At 47.8% G+C, this 18819-nt stretch carries 21 protein-coding genes; 3 read left to right on the top strand and 18 right to left on the bottom strand.

Going from position 1 to position 18819, the window contains the following annotated elements; translation table 11 throughout:
- Nucleotides 1-16: 16 nt before the first annotated feature.
- Nucleotides 17-367: an Asp23/Gls24 family envelope stress response protein gene (locus J0B03_RS01205; RefSeq protein WP_207300079.1), complete on the bottom strand. Its 351-nt coding sequence runs from the start codon at nt 365-367 to the stop codon at nt 17-19.
- Between the two features lie 149 nt (nt 368-516).
- Here J0B03_RS01205 and rpmB point away from each other — a divergent pair, with 149 nt between their 5' ends.
- Complete coding sequence (rpmB, locus tag J0B03_RS01210; protein WP_207300080.1) at nt 517-708, top strand: 50S ribosomal protein L28; 192 nt, start codon at nt 517-519, stop codon at nt 706-708.
- Between the two features lie 65 nt (nt 709-773).
- Here rpmB and J0B03_RS01215 read toward each other — a convergent pair whose 3' ends face one another.
- From J0B03_RS01215 to dapF, 15 genes are all read right to left on the bottom strand, one after another.
- The gene (locus J0B03_RS01215) at nt 774-1418 is read right to left on the bottom strand and encodes a thiamine diphosphokinase (RefSeq protein ID WP_207300081.1); all 645 of its coding nucleotides are present in this window, start codon (nt 1416-1418) and stop codon (nt 774-776) included.
- A gap of 12 nt (nt 1419-1430) precedes the next feature.
- Entirely contained in the window at nt 1431-2306 is an 876-nt protein-coding gene (gene rsgA, locus J0B03_RS01220) for a ribosome small subunit-dependent GTPase A (RefSeq protein ID WP_207300082.1), read from the bottom strand.
- A 21-nt stretch (nt 2307-2327) separates the two neighbouring features.
- Nucleotides 2328-4205 carry a Stk1 family PASTA domain-containing Ser/Thr kinase gene (gene pknB, locus J0B03_RS01225; protein WP_207300083.1) on the bottom strand — a complete coding sequence of 626 codons (1878 nt, stop codon included), beginning with the start codon at nt 4203-4205 and terminating at the stop codon, nt 2328-2330.
- Nucleotides 4202-4939, bottom strand: a complete 738-nt coding sequence (locus tag J0B03_RS01230) for a Stp1/IreP family PP2C-type Ser/Thr phosphatase (protein ID WP_207300084.1) — start codon at nt 4937-4939, stop codon at nt 4202-4204. The genes pknB and J0B03_RS01230 overlap by 4 nt, the downstream gene beginning before the upstream one ends.
- 2 nt (nt 4940-4941) lie before the next feature.
- Entirely contained in the window at nt 4942-5979 is a 1038-nt protein-coding gene (gene rlmN, locus J0B03_RS01235; protein ID WP_207300085.1) for a dual-specificity RNA methyltransferase RlmN, read from the bottom strand.
- Nucleotides 5976-7313: a 16S rRNA (cytosine(967)-C(5))-methyltransferase RsmB gene (gene rsmB / locus J0B03_RS01240; RefSeq protein WP_207300086.1), complete on the bottom strand. Its 1338-nt coding sequence runs from the start codon at nt 7311-7313 to the stop codon at nt 5976-5978. Before rsmB ends, rlmN begins: the two co-directional genes overlap by 4 nt.
- Nucleotides 7314-7327: 14 nt before the next feature.
- Nucleotides 7328-8017, bottom strand: coding sequence for a zinc metallopeptidase (locus J0B03_RS01245; RefSeq protein ID WP_207300087.1), 690 nt, complete (start codon nt 8015-8017; stop codon nt 7328-7330).
- 58 nt (nt 8018-8075) lie between these two features.
- Entirely contained in the window at nt 8076-9008 is a 933-nt protein-coding gene (gene fmt / locus J0B03_RS01250) for a methionyl-tRNA formyltransferase (protein WP_207300088.1), read from the bottom strand.
- Entirely contained in the window at nt 9005-9511 is a 507-nt protein-coding gene (gene def, locus J0B03_RS01255; protein ID WP_207300089.1) for a peptide deformylase, read from the bottom strand. The genes fmt and def overlap by 4 nt, the downstream gene beginning before the upstream one ends.
- Before the next feature lie 12 nt (nt 9512-9523).
- Complete coding sequence (gene priA, locus J0B03_RS01260; protein WP_207300090.1) at nt 9524-11797, bottom strand: replication restart helicase PriA; 2274 nt, start codon at nt 11795-11797, stop codon at nt 9524-9526.
- A 73-nt stretch (nt 11798-11870) separates the two neighbouring features.
- Nucleotides 11871-12062 carry a DNA-directed RNA polymerase subunit omega gene (gene rpoZ / locus J0B03_RS01265; RefSeq protein ID WP_207300091.1) on the bottom strand — a complete coding sequence of 64 codons (192 nt, stop codon included), beginning with the start codon at nt 12060-12062 and terminating at the stop codon, nt 11871-11873.
- Between the two features lie 2 nt (nt 12063-12064).
- On the bottom strand, nt 12065-12691 hold the full coding sequence (gmk, locus tag J0B03_RS01270) for a guanylate kinase (RefSeq protein WP_207300092.1): 627 nt from the start codon (nt 12689-12691) through the stop codon (nt 12065-12067).
- A gap of 11 nt (nt 12692-12702) precedes the next feature.
- The gene (locus J0B03_RS01275; protein WP_207300093.1) at nt 12703-13581 is read right to left on the bottom strand and encodes a YicC/YloC family endoribonuclease; all 879 of its coding nucleotides are present in this window, start codon (nt 13579-13581) and stop codon (nt 12703-12705) included.
- The gene (locus J0B03_RS01280; protein ID WP_246798151.1) at nt 13578-13841 is read right to left on the bottom strand and encodes a diaminopimelate epimerase; all 264 of its coding nucleotides are present in this window, start codon (nt 13839-13841) and stop codon (nt 13578-13580) included. Before J0B03_RS01280 ends, J0B03_RS01275 begins: the two co-directional genes overlap by 4 nt.
- Nucleotides 13838-14431: a diaminopimelate epimerase gene (gene dapF, locus J0B03_RS01285; RefSeq protein WP_207300095.1), complete on the bottom strand. Its 594-nt coding sequence runs from the start codon at nt 14429-14431 to the stop codon at nt 13838-13840. The genes J0B03_RS01280 and dapF overlap by 4 nt, the downstream gene beginning before the upstream one ends.
- Before the next feature lie 117 nt (nt 14432-14548).
- Between dapF and J0B03_RS01290 the strand changes: the two genes are divergently transcribed.
- Together J0B03_RS01290 and J0B03_RS01295 are read left to right on the top strand one after the other, a co-directional pair.
- On the top strand, nt 14549-16282 hold the full coding sequence (locus tag J0B03_RS01290) for an Rqc2 family fibronectin-binding protein (RefSeq protein ID WP_207300096.1): 1734 nt from the start codon (nt 14549-14551) through the stop codon (nt 16280-16282).
- Nucleotides 16283-16322: 40 nt separating this feature from the next.
- On the top strand, nt 16323-16805 hold the full coding sequence (locus tag J0B03_RS01295; RefSeq protein WP_207300097.1) for a ferritin-like domain-containing protein: 483 nt from the start codon (nt 16323-16325) through the stop codon (nt 16803-16805).
- A 63-nt stretch (nt 16806-16868) separates the two neighbouring features.
- Here J0B03_RS01295 and J0B03_RS01300 read toward each other — a convergent pair whose 3' ends face one another.
- Nucleotides 16869-17735, bottom strand: coding sequence for a hypothetical protein (locus J0B03_RS01300; RefSeq protein WP_207300098.1), 867 nt, complete (start codon nt 17733-17735; stop codon nt 16869-16871).
- Nucleotides 17736-17897: 162 nt separating this feature from the next.
- Nucleotides 17898-18815, bottom strand: a complete 918-nt coding sequence (locus tag J0B03_RS01305) for an RluA family pseudouridine synthase (RefSeq protein ID WP_207300099.1) — start codon at nt 18813-18815, stop codon at nt 17898-17900.
- Nucleotides 18816-18819: the final 4 nt, after the last annotated feature.

Raw genomic sequence — 18819 nt, forward strand, 5'->3', positions numbered from 1 at the left:
TTTTCCTCCTTTGCTGTCATACCCTGACGCTTTCTACCATGACATTGATTTTTTCGATTTTCAAGCCTGTTTGATTTTCCACATTATAACGAACCTTTTCAATGATGTTTTCCGCCACGACGGAAATTTTTACACCAAATTCGATAATGACGTACAAGTCGATGTTTATTTTTCCGTCGTTTTGGTGAATGCGGACGCCTTTGCTCAGGTTTTCGCCTTTTAGCAATTGAACGATCCCGTCGGTACTTTTTTTCGAGGCCATGCCCACCACTCCATAACACTCGGTAGCAGACAACCCTGCAATGTTCGCGATCAGATTCTCGGAGATGTTGATATATCCCAACTCGTTGTATATTTTTGCCGACATATGGTTTCCTCCTTGTTTTGTTTACATACTTATTCTAATTTATGGACCACGATTATTCAAGTGAACTGTTAAAGTAATTTAATTATTGAACTGAAATTCCAGTTGTGCTATAATATGAACGCTATGTACGAGGCAAAGGAGGGTTGTAAATGTCAAATGTATGCGAAGTTTGTGGTAAAGGTTCCGTTGCCGGAAATCAAATAAGTCACTCCGTTATTCACACAAAAAGAGTATGGAAACCAAATTTGCAGAAGGTTAGAGCCATGGTAGACGGCACTCCGAAAAGGATCTCCGTTTGTACCAGATGTCTCAGAAGCAACAAAGTTCAACGAGCCTTATAAGAAAAGGGGATGCCATGGCATCCCCTTCTTTCTTTTGCCCTTTTTTCATAAGTATTCCAACATCGTTATTCTTCCTTCACACGGCCAACCAATAAAACCCCTCGAGAAAATTCAATAACCGCTTCCGATCCTTTTGCAATATTGCTGATCCCTCTGGAATAACCCATGTTCAAGGTTTCCTTCACCAAGGGATACGCAAAACCTTCCAGGGTCACTTCCTCCACTTTTTCAGACAGGGGGATCAGGGAAATGATTTCTCCCGGCTTTGTTTGGATCTTTTCGGATGACAAAAGAACTTCCAATTCGTTGGTTTCATCGATCAACCTGGCCTTGACTCCCTTTCGGGCCATCTCCACCAGCAAATAGACGTTGGCCAGGGCATGATCTACCCTGTTGCCCAGACATCCGAACATGTCCAACGACCGACAGCCAGCTCCGATCAAATATTCCAGTGCGATCTCCGTGTCGGTTTCATCTTTTTCCGGCGGGTGACACTGAAATTCCACATCTGTTGATTCGTAGTATTCCCGAACATCCGGATGAATGCTGTCCATATCGCCTACAATGGCATGGGGCATGATTCCGGATTTGTAAGCGTTGTTCGCCCCGCCGTCGGCGCAAACCACCAGGTCGTAGACCTCTGCTTTCATCCGATCAAGATAAAATTCCGCATTCACCATTTTCCCATTGGCAATCAATAGACCTTTCATCAAATCCCCTTTTCATCTCCGAATTCCGTTGTTGATCTCCTCGTGGATGGTTTTATAGAACTGATATCGCTCCCGGGATATTCCCCCTCCGATCGCGTCTTTTACGGCACAATCAGGTTCGTTGATATGAAGGCATCCCTTGAAGCGACATTGTTCCCTATAATCATCGAATTCCGGAAACAATGTCTCCAGTTCCTGGACGTCCATATCCTCATCCAATGCCAGATTTCCAAATCCTGGTGTATCCGCAAGATATCCATCTCCTTCCAGACGAAAAAGCTCTACGTGCCTGGTGGTATGTTTTCCCCTGCCGATTTTTTCACTCAGTTCTCCGATCTCCACCCGGTGTCCTCCACGGGCGATCTTCTCGATCAGGGAAGATTTGCCAACTCCGCTAGGACCGGCAAGCAGGCTGATGTGCCCCTTCAGTTCTTCCACCAACAGGTCCAGGTTGGTTTCTTCCGCAACGGAAGTGAACAGGATCGGGTATCCGGTGTTCTTGAACCAGTCCGTCACCATTCGTCGATCTGCATCCTTCATCAATTCGGATTTGTTGAAACAGACCACCATGCGAAGTCCCTTTTGTTCCCCTGCAAGGAGCATGCGGTGCAAGAGCGTGGCATTCAATTTTGGATCGATCCATGAAAATACAGCGATAGCCTGGGTGGCATTGGCCACTGGCGGCCGCAACAATAAACTGGTCCTTGGCAGGATCTCCTCGATATTCCCGGATCCGTCTTCATTTCTGGTCACCGACACCATGTCTCCCACATAGGGTTTTTGACTCTTGTTGCGAAAGATCCCCCTGGCGCGGCATTCCAGGATCCCCTGGTCCGTTTCTACATAATAGAAACCACCGATACCTTTTCGAATTCTACCTTTTTCCATACATCACCTTTCAAACATTCCTTAGAATGTAATGATTTCCGCGTTGTAGGTCTGGCCATCGATCTCCAATTGATAATATTGGACCCCCAGTCCCTGCAATTCCACATTGACGGTCTCATCTGCCTTGTGCATGCGGTCATAGACCACATTGGAACCGGTTGTTTGGTCGATAAAAATGACTTTCACCGGAACCGTGGGAACTTCTTCATCCTTGTCGTATTCCACATAATCCTTCAATTTGATCTGGATGGTCTTGGTTTTCAGGATCCCCTGGCTGACCGTTAAGGACACTACCGTATTTTTGGCCACTTCCATGTTTGCTTTCGGTTCCTGGTTCAAAACGATCCCCCGGTCAAACTCGCTGCTGGCCTCTTCCCGTATTTCTCCCACTTGCAAACCTGCTGCTGCAATGGCATTTCGTACCGTTTCCAGAGATTGGCCCACATAATTTTCCATGATCACCGTATCTTTGCCCTTGCTGACATAGAGTATGATCTCCGTTCCTTCTTTGAGGAGCAACCCCGGTCTGGGATTTTGATCGTAGATCACATCTTTTTCATGTTCGTCGTTGAACTGCCGGTTGATCTCCTTGATGACAAAATTTGCATTTTCCAGTTCCTGGATGCCTTCCACTTCAAACTTGCCGATGACATTGGGGACTTCCAGTTCCCTTGGCCCTGCACTCAAGACAAGGTGGACCACCTGTCCCTCTTTAATAGTGGTGCCGGATTGAGGCGTCTGTCGGATCACATGATCTTCCGCTATGGTGGCATTGTTCTCCGGTGGGTCGATCTCATAGGTCAGTCCCGCTGCTTCTATTTTCGCAATGGCTTCTCCCCGTTCCAATCCATCCACACCGGGGACCTCCACGTCTTTGACCCGGTTCATGTTTGCCAGTACGGTACCCAGTACCACAAGCAATGCCACTCCCAGGACGATGGCTCCCCAAAATATGGGTTTTTTATAGATGGGTTTTTCCTTTTTTCTCTTCACCTGTTGCGTTTCCGCCTTTGGTTTTGCCACCGGCAAGATCCCGGGCAGGATGCCGCCCTTTTTGTTCTGGCTCTGATTTTTTACCTTTTCACCGCTTTGGGCCGCAGAAATATCCTGGATCAGTTCCCTGGCGTTGGCATAACGATCTTCCGGATTTTTTTGGATCAGTTTTAATACGATGTCTTCCATGGCTTCCGGAATATGATCCAAGTCTTCTTCCAAAAACTCGATCTCTTCCTGTATGTGCTTGATGGCAACGGAAATGGAACTGTCTCCGTCAAAAGGCACTCGGCCCGTCATCATCTCGTACATGACGATGCCCAGAGAATACAGATCGGAACGCTCGTCGACAAAACCACCTCTTGCCTGTTCCGGTGACAGATAGTGGACAGAACCCATGGTTTCCTCCACCAGGGTGATGGTAGATGTTGTGATGGCCCTGGCAATGCCGAAGTCCGCTACTTTGGGGACCAGATCTTCCGCCATCAGGATGTTGTGAGGCTTGATATCTCGATGGATGACGTTGTTTTTATGGGCATGGTCCAATGCCAAGGCGATCTGCTTGGCAATGTAAGCTGTTTCTTTCCAAGTCAGATGCCCTTTCTGTTGTATGTATTCCTTCAGGGTATCTCCTGCTATGTATTCCATGACGATAAAATGATGATTCTCTTCCACGCCCACGTCGTACACGCTGACGATGTTGTTGTGGGACAAACTGGCAGCTGCTTGAGACTCTCTCTTGAATTTTTTTATAAACTGCTCGTTGTCGTTAAATTCGCTCTTCAATACCTTTATGGCTACCAGGCGATTCAACAAGTTGTCTTTCGCTTTGTAGACGAACGCCATGCCTCCTTGGCCTATGATATCTATTATTTCGTATCTGCCAAGTAAAGTTTTTCCCTTCATCCGATTACCTCCGGTTTATATATGATTGCCGTAATATTGTCGCCGCCACCGTGGGCGTTGGCCGCATCGATCAGTTGTTGTACGCTGTCCGATGGCTGGTCCGTCATTTTTATGATCTCCCAAATTTGCTGTTCATCCACGTAATTGGTCAAACCGTCGCTGCATAACAAATATAGGTCTTCTTCTACCCAATCCAGATCCAGAACATCCACTTCCAATGTGGGATCCGTGCCGATAGCTCGCATGAGCATATTCCGGTTGGGATGCTGTCTGGCTTCTTCCAACGATATTTCTCCGGATTCCAACAGGCTTTCCACCAATGTATGATCTTTCGTCACCTTCTCCATACCATCTTTTCTAATGCGGTACAATCGGGTATCCCCTACATGAAACACATGGATATGGGATCCGCTTTGGATCATCATGGTTAGAGTGGTGCCCATGCCTGCTAATTTTTCATCGGATCGGCCGGCTTCGTAGATCTCTCGATTTGCCCGCTGGATGGCATTTACCCAGTCCCTTTTCAACAGGTCGACTTGATCCCACTGATGAGTTTCGGCAAATGTTTCGATAGCAGTCACCAACATTTGGCTGGCAACTTCACCGGCCCGGTGGCCGCCCAATCCATCGGCTACTGCCAGTACCGGTCTACCATCCTTGCTAGTGCCGACCCAATAGGCGTCCTGATTTAGTTTTCGAATTTTTCCAATGTGACTGCCATGTCCTACTTTCATGCTCACTCTCCTGATTTATCCAAATAACCTTTTCGCAACTGACCGCAGGCTGCCTCTATTTCCGACCCCAGCTTTCTACGAATCGTATGGGGGACGTTGGATCTGGCAAGGATCTCGCTAAACAGCTTGATGGATCTTTCATTGCTGGATTCATAATTGTTCTCTTTGATCTCATTGACCGGGATCAGATTGATCATGGAGTTCTTCTGACCTTTCATCAAGGCAGCCAATTGTCCGGCTGTTTCCTCCGAGTCATTGATACCTTTTATCATAGCATATTCATAGGTGATCCTTCTATTTGTTTTTTCTTCATAAATACGACATGCCTCCAATAACTCCTCCAGGGTATACCGGTTGGCGATGGGCATGATCTTTCTACGCATCTCATCCGTGGTTGCATGGAGGGAAATGGACAAATTGATTTGGAGGTCCAGTTCTGCCAATTTCAGGATCTCTGGCACCAATCCACAAGTGGAAATACTCAAATGCCGTTGCCCCTTGTTGAGGCCGTCCTTGTCGTTGACCATGTGGACGAAACGAACCGTTTGGTCAAAATTATCCAGGGGTTCCCCGCTTCCCATGATCACTACATTGGAGATACGTACACCTTCCAGAGATTCCACTGCAGCGATCTGGTCCACCATTTCACCAGCAGTCAAGTCTCGATTCAATCCGTCGATGGTGGATGCGCAAAAACTGCAACCCATCCGGCACCCTACCTGAGAAGAGATGCAGATGCTGTAGCCATACCGGTATTTCATCAGCACGGTCTCGATGATGTTTCCGTCTTCCAGGGAAAACAGATACTTCTTCGTATGATCTTTCATGTCTTCCAATATTTTCACCGGCTCGATCCGATAAAAAGCGTACCGCTGGGCTAAAAGCTCTCGATGCTTCTTGGACAGGTTGGTCATCTCGTCCCAGTGTCTGGCTCCGGAATGGATCCACTGGAACAACTGGGTACCTTTGTATTCTGGGATCCCCAAGCCTTTCATTTCAATTTTCAATTCTTCTTTTGTGAAATCCAATATATTCTTCATGATTCCTCTTTTTTCGTGATTTTTGCCATAAAGAATCCATCTGTATGATGGACATGTGGCCAAAGCTGGATGTATCCGTCCTTTCCCATCAAGCTTTGGATGGATTCGGGCAGACCGTTTTTATCCAGACCGGCTTCTGGTCTCTCCCGCAACAAATATTCCACTACCTGGCTGTTTTCCCTGGGATTGACGGTGCAGGTGGTATATACCATGGTCCCTCCAGGCTTTAAAGCATCAAATCCGTGGAGGATCATCCTTTTTTGCATCTGCACCAACTCATGGAATTTTTTTGGGGAAAGATGGTACTTGATGTCCGGCTTTCGCCGCAGTATACCCAAGCCGGAACATGGTGCATCCAAAAGGACCCTGTCATATTTGCCTTGATCCTCCTCCTCCAATTCTTTTAAACCATCGTGGAGTTCAACGAGGATATTGTGCAAACCCAAACGGGTGGCATTGTCTTCGATCAACTGCAGTTTGTGTTCATGGATGTCCCGGGCCACGACACGGCCTGTGAGACCGGCATGTTCCGCCATATGAGTGGTTTTACCTCCCGGAGCGGCACACATGTCCAAAACAAGATGTCCCCTCTCCACGCCAAGCATTTCCACGCTGAGCATGGCTCCTTCATCCTGGATGATAAAATCTCCATCTCGATAGCTGCTCATCAATGCGATCTGTTGGAGACCACGTGTATGCAGGCACTGGGAAGCATAAAGACCATCCCATGCTTCCACCCCTTCCAGCGCCAAACGGGTTTTCAAGGCATTTTTATCCGTATTCCATGTGTTGCATCGAAGGGTCATGGGTGCTTCTTCAAGAGACGATGCGAAAAAGGCTTCCGTCCATTCTTCACCATAAAAAGAAAGGACAAAATCAAAAAGCTTCTTTGGCACGGAGTACCGAAGATGGGCCGGCAAGGCCTTGTCGTCCCAAGTTTCCTTGGATCGAACCACTTTACGGAGCACTCCATTGACAAAACCGGATGCTTTCCCGTCTTCTTTGGTTTTACTCAGTTCGACACTCTCATTGACGGCAGCAAAAGAAGGCACTTTATCCAAATACATGATCTGGAAAATGCCTGCTCTTAAAATGGCCAGTGTCCAAGAGGTGATCCGGCTAATTCTCCGGTTGCTCGCCTCTTCGATCATATGGTCTATGGTCAATTTGTGTTTTTCCGTTCCATATACCAAGGCTGTGACCAGATTTTTGTCCCGTTGGTCCAGCTGCTTTTGTTCCCATAATGCTTTTTTTAAGGCCAAATTGGAAAAAGCGCCTTGTTCCTCGATGTCGTGCAAGATCTGAACCGCCGTTTCACGGGCACTCAAACCCATGCTTTCCTTCCCACTCAATCTCTCGAACCTCGCAAGGCGATCAATCGAATGAGTTGAAGGAAGGACATCAACAATGCTGCAACATAGGTCAATGCCGCTGCATCCAATACTTTTTTCACGCCGACCCGCTCATCGCTGAGTACCAGTCCATTGTCGGCTAGTTGTACTACGGCCCTTCGACTGGCATTGAATTCCACCGGCAAGGTGACCAGATTGAAGATCACAGAACCAGAGAAAAACAGGATCCCCAGATCCATGAAACCAGTCACTTGAAAAAAGAACCCGATAAAGAACAGTACCCAAGCCGCTTTCGACGCAAGGTTCACCACGGGAACGATGGCATTTCGTATCTTCAAAGGGCCGTATGCCTGCTGATGCTGGATTGCGTGACCCACCTCATGGGCGGCGATCCCCACAGCGGCAACGCTGCGTCCGTTGAAGACCTCATTGGACAAACGCAATACGCGTTTTCGCGGGTCGTAATGGTCCGTCAGTTTACCCCCCACCAACTCGATGTTGACCTGGGTCATTCCGTTGCGATCCAGTATATGTCTGGCTGTTTGTGCTCCCGTCAAACCACGGGTGTTTGGAACTCGCAGATATCTATTATACGTACTGCTGACCTTGCCTTGCGCATAGGCCGCAAAAATAAGACCTGGTACGAGGATCAGCATGGTTATATCGAAAATAAAAGGAAAATACATTTTCAACCCTCCATCCTATATTTGCATATAAGACTACCCTAAATTACTTAAAGGAAGCTTAATGTCCCAGGGCCGTTCCAGTCCAGGCATCATGCCCTTTCAGATACTCCGCCACCGGCAATCGCTTTTTACCCGGCACTTGTATTTCCCGGATCAGCAAGGTTCCCCTGCCGGTTTGGACCACTATCCCACTTGGATCCATGGCTACGATTTCCCCCGGCTCTCCAACAGCTTCCTCATCCATCAACTCGCTGGAAAAAAGTTTGATCCGCTGCTCTCCCATAGTTGTGAATGCGCCTGGATAAGGTGTGGTTCCTCGAATTTGGTCATGGATCTTTTTTGCAGGATCCTTCCAATCCACCCGTCCTGTCTCCCGATAGATCATTGGGCTTATGGTTGCATCCTCGTCGACTTGGGGCAAGGGGGTGATCTCCGAATTTTTAAATTTGAACAGCGTTTCCAGGAGAAGTTCGGCGCCAATGACTGCCAATGCGTCATGCAGTTCTCCAGTGGTCATGGCGTCGGGGATGGCAATGGATCGTTGCAGCAGGATGTCTCCCGTATCCAATCCTTCATCCATCAGCATGGTGGTCACACCAGATTCTTTTTCCCCGTTCAATACGGCCCAGTGAATGGGTGCCGCACCCCGATATTTGGGCAACAGGGAGGCATGGACATTGATACTTCCATATCTGGGGATCTGCAACATGGCTTCCGGCAAAACCCTTCCGTATGCTACCACGACAAAATAGTCTGTCTCCAAGTCCTCCAATGCGGCAAGAAGTTGCGGATCTTTGAGATCCGTAGGTTGCATGACCGGGATCCCTTCCGACAGCGCCAACTCCTTTACCGGCGAATATGCGATTTTTTTACCTCTTTTATTTGGCTTGTCCGGTTGGGTCAATACCATAGCTACTTCGATATCCGATCTCAGCAATTGCTTCAGGGTCTCGACGGCGAATACCGGCGTTCCCATGAAAACTACTTTCATTCTTCCACTTCCTCAAAGATTGCCGTTTCTTCAAAATCCTCGTCGTCTTCTTCTTCTTCGTCATCTTCCTCTACACGATCTGTAAACAAGATGCCGTTCAAGTGGTCGATTTCGTGGCATACGGCGATGGCCAGCAAGCCTTCCCCTTCCAGCACCTGGGTTTCCCCTTCCATATCCATGTATTCGACCTTTACTTTTTCCGGTCTGGTTACTTTGCCGGTCACTTCCGGAAGGGACAAGCACCCTTCCAGTCCTTTCTGGCACCCTTCTTCGTCGATCAGCACCGGATTGATCATGGTGATGGGTCCTTCGCCTACATCGATGACAATGATCCGGCGCAGTATGCCGACCTGGTTTGCCGCCAAGCCAACGCCCTCAGAATGGTACATGGTCTCCAGCATGTCCATCTGCAAGGTGTGGATCCGGTCGGTTATTTCATCAATATTTCTTGCTTTTTTTCTCAATATGGGATCTTCATCCACTCGTATGTTACGCAGTGCCATAACGGCCCCTCCTTAAAAAATAAAATTTGGATTTACGTCCACAAAAATAGTGGACTTGAACTGTTTTGTCTCTTTACTACGTTGTACATGGTGGATGGCTTCCTGAAAAGCATCCACATGTTCCGTCTTGATCAAAATATAATACCTGTATTTGTTGTTCACCCGAACGATGTTGGATTTGGATGGCGGATATGCTTCAAAGACCAAAGACGGGTCCGTTTTTGTCACCTCTGCCGAAAGCAGTCGATGGTACTCGGAGCACTCCTTTGCCACTTCCTTTTCATCGTTTCCGGAGAATCCAATGTACATCAGCGTGGAAAAAGGGGGATATCGATTCATTTTTCGATAGGCCACTTCTTTCTCATAAAAACCTTCGTAATCATGCTGCTGTGCATGGGTGATGGCATAATGATCCGGTTCGTAGGTTTGAATCACCACATTGCCTTTCTTGTTTCCCCGTCCGGCCCTTCCGGCTACCTGGGTGATGAGTTGAAAGGTTCTTTCCGAAGACCGGTAATCCGGGAAATTCAAGGTCAGATCCGCCAGCAGGACACCCACCAGCGTCACATTTTCAAAATCAAACCCTTTTGTGACCATTTGGGTCCCCAAAAGGATGTCTGCTTTCCCCAGGGTAAAATCTTCCACGGCATCGGCAATGGCATCCTTCTTTTTCATGGAATCCGTATCCATCCGCAATACGGTGGCATGGGGAAAATATTTCTGCAACATGTTTTGCATCCGTTCCGTTCCTGTTCCGGAATACTTCATTTTACGGCTGCCGCAAGCGGGACATTGGTGCTGTACCGGTGCTGTCGCTTTGCAGTAATGACATTCCAGTCGATTGTCCTCTCCATGGTATGTCATGGTGACATCGCACTGCTTACATTTTACAACATAACCGCAATCCCTGCAAAAAACATAACTGAAATATCCCCGTTTGTTTAAAAAAAGAATGATCTGTTCTTTTCTTTTCAATGCCTCCCTCATGGAAGCATACAGGGTCCGGCTAAGAAAGGATCGATTTCCAGACTGCAACTCCACCCGCATATCCACCACCAATGAGGCCGGCATGTCCTGCCCGTTCATTCGATCCGGTAAACGATGGAATCCGTATTGTCCGTTTTTGGCCAAATAATAGGTGCCGATGGACGGGGTGGCACTTCCCAAAACCACTTTTGCTCCATGTAGTCGTGCAATTTCCTGTGCCAGGGATACGGTGTCAAACCTGGGTCGATTGGAGGATTTATAAGTATTCTCATGTTCTTCATCAATAACGATGAGTCCTAGATCCTGAAACGGCGAGAGAATGGCGGATCGGGCCCCCACGATGATCCGAATTTCCTTGGTGGCGATTTTCTTGTATTGTTCCAAGCGTTCCCCGTCGCTGATCCTTGAATGGATCACTGCTATTTCCTGACCGAAACGAGCTTTGACCCGGTGGATGGTTTGGGGTGTCAATGAGATCTCAGGAACCAGATAAAGACACGTTTTGTCCTTTTTCAGCGCAGCTTCCATCATATGGAGGTATACTTCGGTTTTACCGCTGCCGGTAACACCATGGATCAGATGGGTCTGTTGAAAGCCTTTTTCAAAATCTTCCAAGATCTGCTGCTGGGCTTCCGTCAGCCGGGGCGCTCCCTGTACTTCCAAGGGCCCCGGATCTTCCAATTCCATGGACTTCATCCGATGCTTCTCCAAGAATCCTGCCGATCTCAATGATTCCAGTGTTTTCTTCACTCCACGAAAACGAGCCGTCAATACCGCTTCTTCTATTGGTGATTCCCACAGCAAGGTCAAAATCTCTCGTTGTACTGTGGCATTGGAACGCACAGTGCTCAACAACTGTTCCAATGTTTGATTGGGATTTCGTTGGGATATTTTCCATAACCAGCTTTCCCGGTCCTTTTGACCCACGTAATAACGAAGGACACCGTTGCTGTCCTTGTGTTTTCGGATTTGGATCGGCCCCGGATAAAATGCATTGGCCACGTCCATGAACAGGCTGTGATGGACCTGTTGGAGAAAACGGCAAGTTTTCAGTTGCTGGTGATCCAAAACCGGAAAATGCTCTACCACCCCCAAAATGCTTTTCAACTTCGAGGAATCGGATGGAGGACTTTTCAGGTCCCAAACCAGGGCATCGATGCTCTTGTTGCCAAATCCGAAAGGAACCACAACCCGGCTGCCCGGTATGACCTGGGATTCCAAATGTTTTGGAACAAGATAGTCAAAGAGTCGATCCAAATGGATATTCAGTTGGTTGATGTAAACTTGTGCGATCTTCACAGACGTTTCCTCCCAGACTTCTTCCCACGGTCATCGACAAAAAAGGGCAACGGCCACTGGCCATTGCCGGATCCTAACCTTTGAAATGAAATTTTAGCTTGTCTTCGGCAACTTCTCCTGTAGCAATGGAAACCGGATTCTCGATTTTAGTTTCGTCGATCAGATTTTTATCCACGATCTGTCTTGCTCGCTTGGATACGACCAAAACCAATGAATACTTGTTTCCCGTTTTCTCGATCAAATCGTTCAATGCTGGATATCTCATGGTTACCTCCCTATGATTTCTTCAATTTTGCTTTCCAACCGCTCCGAGCGGCATTTTTCCGCTGTTATGATGGCTCGTACCTTTTCTGCTGCCAAAGATACCTTGTCGTTGATGACGATATAACTGTATTTTGTTGCATTTCGGATCTCTTCGCAAGCGCAGTCCATACGCTTGTTCATTTGTTCTTCATCTTCCGTGCCGCGTTCCGTGATCCGCTTGCGAAGTTCATTGATGGATGGCGGCACCACAAAGATGTAGATCCCTTCCGGGAAATTGGCCCGTACTTGGGCGGCTCCCTGGATGTCGATCTCCAGGATCACGTCGACGCCTTCTTCCATCTTTTGCAGGACCGGATCTTTTGGGGTTCCGTAATAATTGTCGTAAACCTTGGCGTATTCCAGGAAATCGTTGTTTCCGATCATGTCCAGAAAGTGTTCCTTGTCGATGAAATAATAGTTCTTCCCTTCCACTTCCCCTTCTCGCGGTTGTCTCGTGGTGGCGGAAACAGATACCTCCAGATTGTCTTCATTCTTTAAAAGTTCCTTGCAAATGGTCCCTTTGCCTGCACCGGATGGTCCGGATATGACAATAAGGAGCCCCTTTTCCTTTTCATAAAAATGCTTCGTCATCTTATTCTCCATCACTCTATATTTTGTATCTGCTCTCGCATTTTCTCGATTTCGCTTTTAACATCCACAACCAGGTTGGACAACTCCAAATGGTTGGATTTGGATCCGATGGTATTGATCTCCCGATGCATTTCCTGGATGAGGAAATCCAATTTTCGACCTACCGAATCGATTTCTTTCATGATTTTTCGAAACCGCCGTATATGGCTGTTGAGTCGGGTGATCTCTTCCGTTACGCTGGCTTTTTCCGACAGATAGGCCACTTCTTCCATCAGCCGCTTCTCGTCGATCTCCAGATCTTTCGTATATTCCTCGATCCGGTTGCGCAACTTCAATGTATTTTCTTCATTGACGACTGGTTCTAACGCCTTGATTTGTTCCACGGTGTCTTCAATGATGGACAACCGCTTTAAAAAATCTTCCTCCAAAACGACTCCTTCGCTTTTGCGGGTCTCCACCAATCCTTTCAATGCTTCCGTCAAGGCATCATGGACTTTGCCAAAAAGCTCCTGCTCGTCCGTATCCTTCTCTTCCGTGTAAATGACTTCCGGATAACGGGCGATCAGGGAGATCCCATATTCCCCGGTTGCCTCCGGAAGTTGGGTCTTCAGTTCCTTCAGACAGGCCATGTATGCTTTGGCCAATTCCAGATCTACGCGAACTTCCTTGTTTTCCAAACCAAAATAGTGGATCTTGATGTGGACTTCAATGCGTCCCCGCTGGATCTGTTTGCCGATCTCCTTTCGCAAGGCGTCCTCGGCAAAATTCAAGGTCCGGGGCATTCGAATGAAAAAATCCTTGTAGCGGTGATTGATGGTCTTCAGTTCCACGGCGATCTCCGTTCGATCGTCCCGATAACTTCCCTTTCCGTATCCAGTCATGCTGTTCATCGCTTTTCCTCCTTGTCGGCTTCGGTGGATCCGTCAAAAACCCAGACGGCTGGTCCTGTCATGATGACCGTATCTCCCAACTCGATGGTAAGAACACCTCCAGGTATGTGAACGGTGACCGTGTCGTTGACCAGACCCTTTTTATGCAGCAAAGCTGCAGCCGCACAAGAACCGGTGCCGCAGGCCAGGGTCAAACCAGATCCCCTTTCCCATGTCACCACCCGGCAATTGTCTCGATCGATGACCTGTACGAAATTCACATTGGCGCCATTGGTAAAAACAGGATGGGTCTCCACCACAGGCCCCAGTTCAACACCGGATGATTTTCCACATCCGCCACTTCAATGATGGCGTGGGGATTTCCCATGGAGACTGCAGAAAAAAGAACGGGACCCATCGTCGTATCCAGGGTTTGATCCAAAACCGGATCAACGTTCATTTCCACTCCTATACGATCTTTATCAAATATTGGGGCGCCCATGTCAACGCGGATCCTGTTTGCTGTTGATTTCCCATCATCGATGATCTCGATGTGTTTGATGCCTGCCGCCGTTTCCACGTCAAAGCGACGAGTGTCAACCAAGCCATGATCAAAAACGTATTTTGCAAAGCATCGGATGCCGTTGCCGCACATGACGGCCGGCGATCCGTCTGCATTGAAATACACCATTTTTACATCCGCTTCTTCAGATGGTTCTACCAGGATGAATCCATCGGCACCTATGCCAAAGTGTCGCCGGCACAGGCCTGCAATTTCTTCTCGGGTAGGCTGTAGCTTCCTGTTCCAATCGTTCACCACAATAAAGTCATTGCCTGTTCCATGATATTTACTGAATTCTATAGGAATCACCTGCCAATCGTATCTTATTATTATAGCATATCTCAAGACCAATCTTATAGTATTTTTCAACAAGCTTTGTTACAATGGTAGTGCACTCCATCGTCTCACAAGAAAGGGGGCCTTGCCATGGCTTTAGACGGAATTGCCGTACATCATTTGGCAGAGGAACTGTCCCGGCAACTTACCGGAGGCAGGATCCAAAAGATCTATCAACCGGAAAGCGACGAACTGCTGTTGACCATCCATCGAAACAAGGACCGGCATCAACTGTTGCTCTCCGCAAACAGCAACTACCCCAGGGCGCACTTGATCCGGCAGACAAAAGAAAACCCGGATGCACCTCCCATGTTTTGCATGCTTCTTCGCAAAAAACTCGTTGGCGGGATCATTGAATCGGTCCGCCAGGTGGAATTCGACCGCATCCTTGAAATCATCATCACATCCAGAAGTGAACTCTACGAGACCACCAGTCACCGCTTGGTGGTGGAGATCATGGGTCGGCACAGCAACATCATCCTGCTTGAAAATGACATTATAACAGACAGCATCAAACGAATCAACAAGTTCATCAGTTCCTTTCGGGAAGTCCTTCCCGGACGCAGCTATGCCCTCCCACCCATGGGAAAATCCGATTTTCGTACATTGGATCCATCGGAGTTTGCAGCCCTTCTGACCCAACAGGGAAACCGCTCCCTGGATAAGGCCATCATGGACAACATACAGGGGATCAGCAAGCTGGCGGCCCTGGAACTTGCATACCGCAGCGGCGTCGATCCGAAACAACCGGTGGGACAGGTGCCCTTTCCCATTTTGGAAAGTCTTCACGGACTGTTGGAAGATTTGGTGGTTGTGCCGGATTTCGGCATCTATCTGGAAAAAGGAACGATCAAGGATTTCACCGCTTTTCCCTGTCGACTGTATGAAGAACTGGAAAAGAGAAGCTATGACGAAATCAGCCCCATGCTGGAGGATTTTTACCTGGGCAAGGATACCCAGCAGCGGATCAAACAGCGCTCTGCAGCCTTCCATCAGACCATTGCCAACAAATTGGAGCGAAATTACAATAAGTTCAATCATTTGATGGAGGATCTAAAAACGGCGGAAGATGCAGAAAGATACAAGCAGTACGGGGACATTCTCTACGCCAACCTATACAACCTTCAGGAAAAGACCACTCATGCCCTCCTGCACAACTACTACGACGAAACGATGGTGGACATTCCCCTGGACATCCGTTATACGCCGGCAGAGAATGCCAAGAGGTACTACGACAAATACAACAAACAAAAACGGGCCTTGGCCTATATCGACGAGCAATTGAAAAAAACGAAGGAAGAGATCTACTATCTGGAAAGCATCATGGACAGCGTGGACAAATGCAGCTCCGTGGAAGAATTGAAAGAGATCCGGGACGAACTGGAAGAAACCGGTTTTATCAAAACCACCCGAAAAAAGAAAAAAAAGGAACAATCGAAAGCCAGTCTTCCCATGACATTTCGATCTTCAGAAAGCTTTGTTGTCCTTGTTGGAAAAAACAACAAGCAAAACGACCAGCTGACCATGAAAACGGCATCGAAAGAGGACCTCTGGTTCCATGTGAAAGACATTCCCGGATCCCATGTCATCGTGCGGACAGAAGGTAAAACACCGGGAGAGGCCACCGTCCTGGAAGCGGCTCTTTTGGCAGCCTATTTCAGTAAAGGAAAACAATCTTCCAACGTTCCGGTAGATTATGCCCAAGTCAAGCATGTGCACAAGCCAAAAGGAGCCAAACCGGGTATGGTGATCTACACGGACAACAAAACCATGTATGTCACTCCGGAAAAATCGACCATTCTGGCGTTTGCAAATGTGGAATAAGGGGTAAGAAATCAAAGAGTAAATTGGAGGAGGTATTGCTTTGAGCTTATATGACGTTGCACTGAAAATGGAAACCGATAGCAGGGCTTTTTACTTGAAACAGGCGGAAGCCTCGGAAAATGAAGGCTTGAAACAGATTTTTCACAAGCTGGCAGACGATGAAAAACGCCACTATGAATATGTTCGCGGCTTGGGTTTTGTCAACGAAGATTTTGTGGAAACCGATGTGCTGGTGGACGTGAAAAACGTCTTTACCAAACTCCTGGAGGACCAAGTGTTCTTTGACATGGAGCTTTCCACCATTGAAGCCTATGAATTCGCCAAAAAAATGGAACGGGAAAGTGCAGAATACTACCGTAACATGCAGGACCAAACTGAGGACGAAAAAACCATCAAGATCCTAAAAATGTTGGAACGAGAAGAGAAAAAACATCTTCTAACGCTGGAAGACATCATCTTGTACATGCAAAAACCCGAAACCTGGGTGGAGGATGCGGAGTTTACCATACGGGAAGAATATTAAAATCGAAGCTAAAATGGGGACGGTGACTTTTTTTAAAAAAAGTCACCGTCCCCATTTTACACCTCACTTTAGTCGCGTCACGAAGGATCTGTCTTCGTAGACGTCAAGCTGCAAGGTCCGGTCTCCTTCTGGAATTTCCACAGTATAGGTATCCACCGGTTCTTTTCCCTCTTTCATCCAATCCGGTATATATCCTTCTTCGATCCTCTGCATCATGGCTTCCATTTCTTCCATGGTCAAGCCTGCTTCCGGAATATATTCTTCCACATCGCCAAAATAAACGGAATTTCCTTTGATGGGCGTTGAACCGTAAGTGGACAATGACTCATCCGAAGAATCGGCCAATATCAATATATCCTCGTTCCATCGATAAGCTGCCTGGAAATTATCCTCACCCCTAAACACATAAAACCAAAGGTTTTGATTGCCCTGATACAAGCCAATAATGGACTCCCCTTGAGAAAATGCTGCTTGGGCCAGATCGTATCCCTCGTCTTTGGCCATCTCCAACACTTGCCGGGTCCGGTCTTCCAGGCTTCCCGCCAGATCCCGTACCTCATCATGATCCACCTTGCCGGCTTGCTCATGGATTTCCAGAATTTCTGGACTAGTAAACCCTGGTATCTCTGCAATCAGTTCGACCGTCTCCCCCACTCTGTAAGATACATGAACTACTTGGTTTTCTTCCAATTCCTTCTTGTAGAACAAAAGTTGATACTCCGGTTTTTCATTGTCATAGGCTTCCTGGTCCGGGTAGATGTACATGCCTCCGACGTAGATTAGTTCTTCCTCCGAGGCTTCCACGACTGCATCCAATGCATCCACCATGGAATGGACTTCCAAATCTTTCGATCCCGTCTCACTGCAAGCCACCAGCAACAATGTCAATAGAGCCAGCAAAAATACGATGGTGCCTTTTTTCCCTCTCACGATCCTCCCCCTATTCCCAATAATTTTTAAAATGGTTAAATACTATTATATATATAACCATTTTCAAGCATTATACACAAGAATATTTTAGCTTTTTATATTTTCATGTAAAATGGGGACGGTGACTTTTTTGCAAAAAAATCACCGTCCCCATTTTACATATTACCGTCTCGCCAGTTTTCGCAGCACCTTCACAAAGTAGACCGGCAATGGGATCTGAAAGCTCAGATCTTCTTTTTTTATGGGATGGGTGAATGCCAGCCGGTAGGCATGGAGCATCTGCCCCTCCTGGGTCAATGCTTGTTTTTTTCTGCCGTACACCGTATCACCCACCAAGGGGTGGCCGATATAGGCCATGTGGACTCGGATCTGGTGGGTCCGTCCAGTCTCCAGATTGGCTTCGATCAAGGTATGTTTGGCATACCTCCGCTTCACGGTAAAATGGGTCACGGCCTTCTTGCTGTTTCGATCCGTCACCGCCATTTTGATCCGATTTTTCGGATCCCTGCCAATAGGTGCGTCGATACGGCCTCCATCTTCCGTCACCACTCCTTCCACCAAAGCCAGATAAGTTCGACGGATCTCATGCTTTTTCAGTTGGGCCGCCAATCCCCGATGGGCCTCATCGTTTTTAGCCACCAGCAGTAACCCGGAGGTGTCCTTGTCGATACGATGGACGATGCCAGGCCTCTTGACGCCGTTGATGCCGGACAGATCCTTCACTTGATGAAGAAGGGCATTGACCAGGGTCCCCGACGGATTCCCGTGGCCGGGATGGACCACCATGGCTTTGGGTTTGTTGACCACCAGCAAATGAGGGTCTTCGTAGACCACATCGAACGGTATATCCTGAGCGATCACATCCGTCTCTTCCAGCTCCGGCAGTCGAATCGTTATTTCGTCGTCTTCCCGCAACTTGTATCCCGCCTTGGTGTTCTTCCCGTTGACCCACACCGATCCATCGTCGATCAGCTTCTTCAAAAAACTGCGGCTATGCTCCTCATACTGTTCTGAAAGAAACTGATCCAGCCGTTTTCCCTCGTATTCACTTGTCGTTCGAAATGTATTTGTCTCTTCCATGTTC

The sequence above is a fragment of the Alkalibacter rhizosphaerae genome, from assembly GCF_017352215.1.
Taxonomy (GTDB): Bacteria; Bacillota; Clostridia; order Eubacteriales; family Alkalibacteraceae; genus Alkalibacter; species Alkalibacter rhizosphaerae.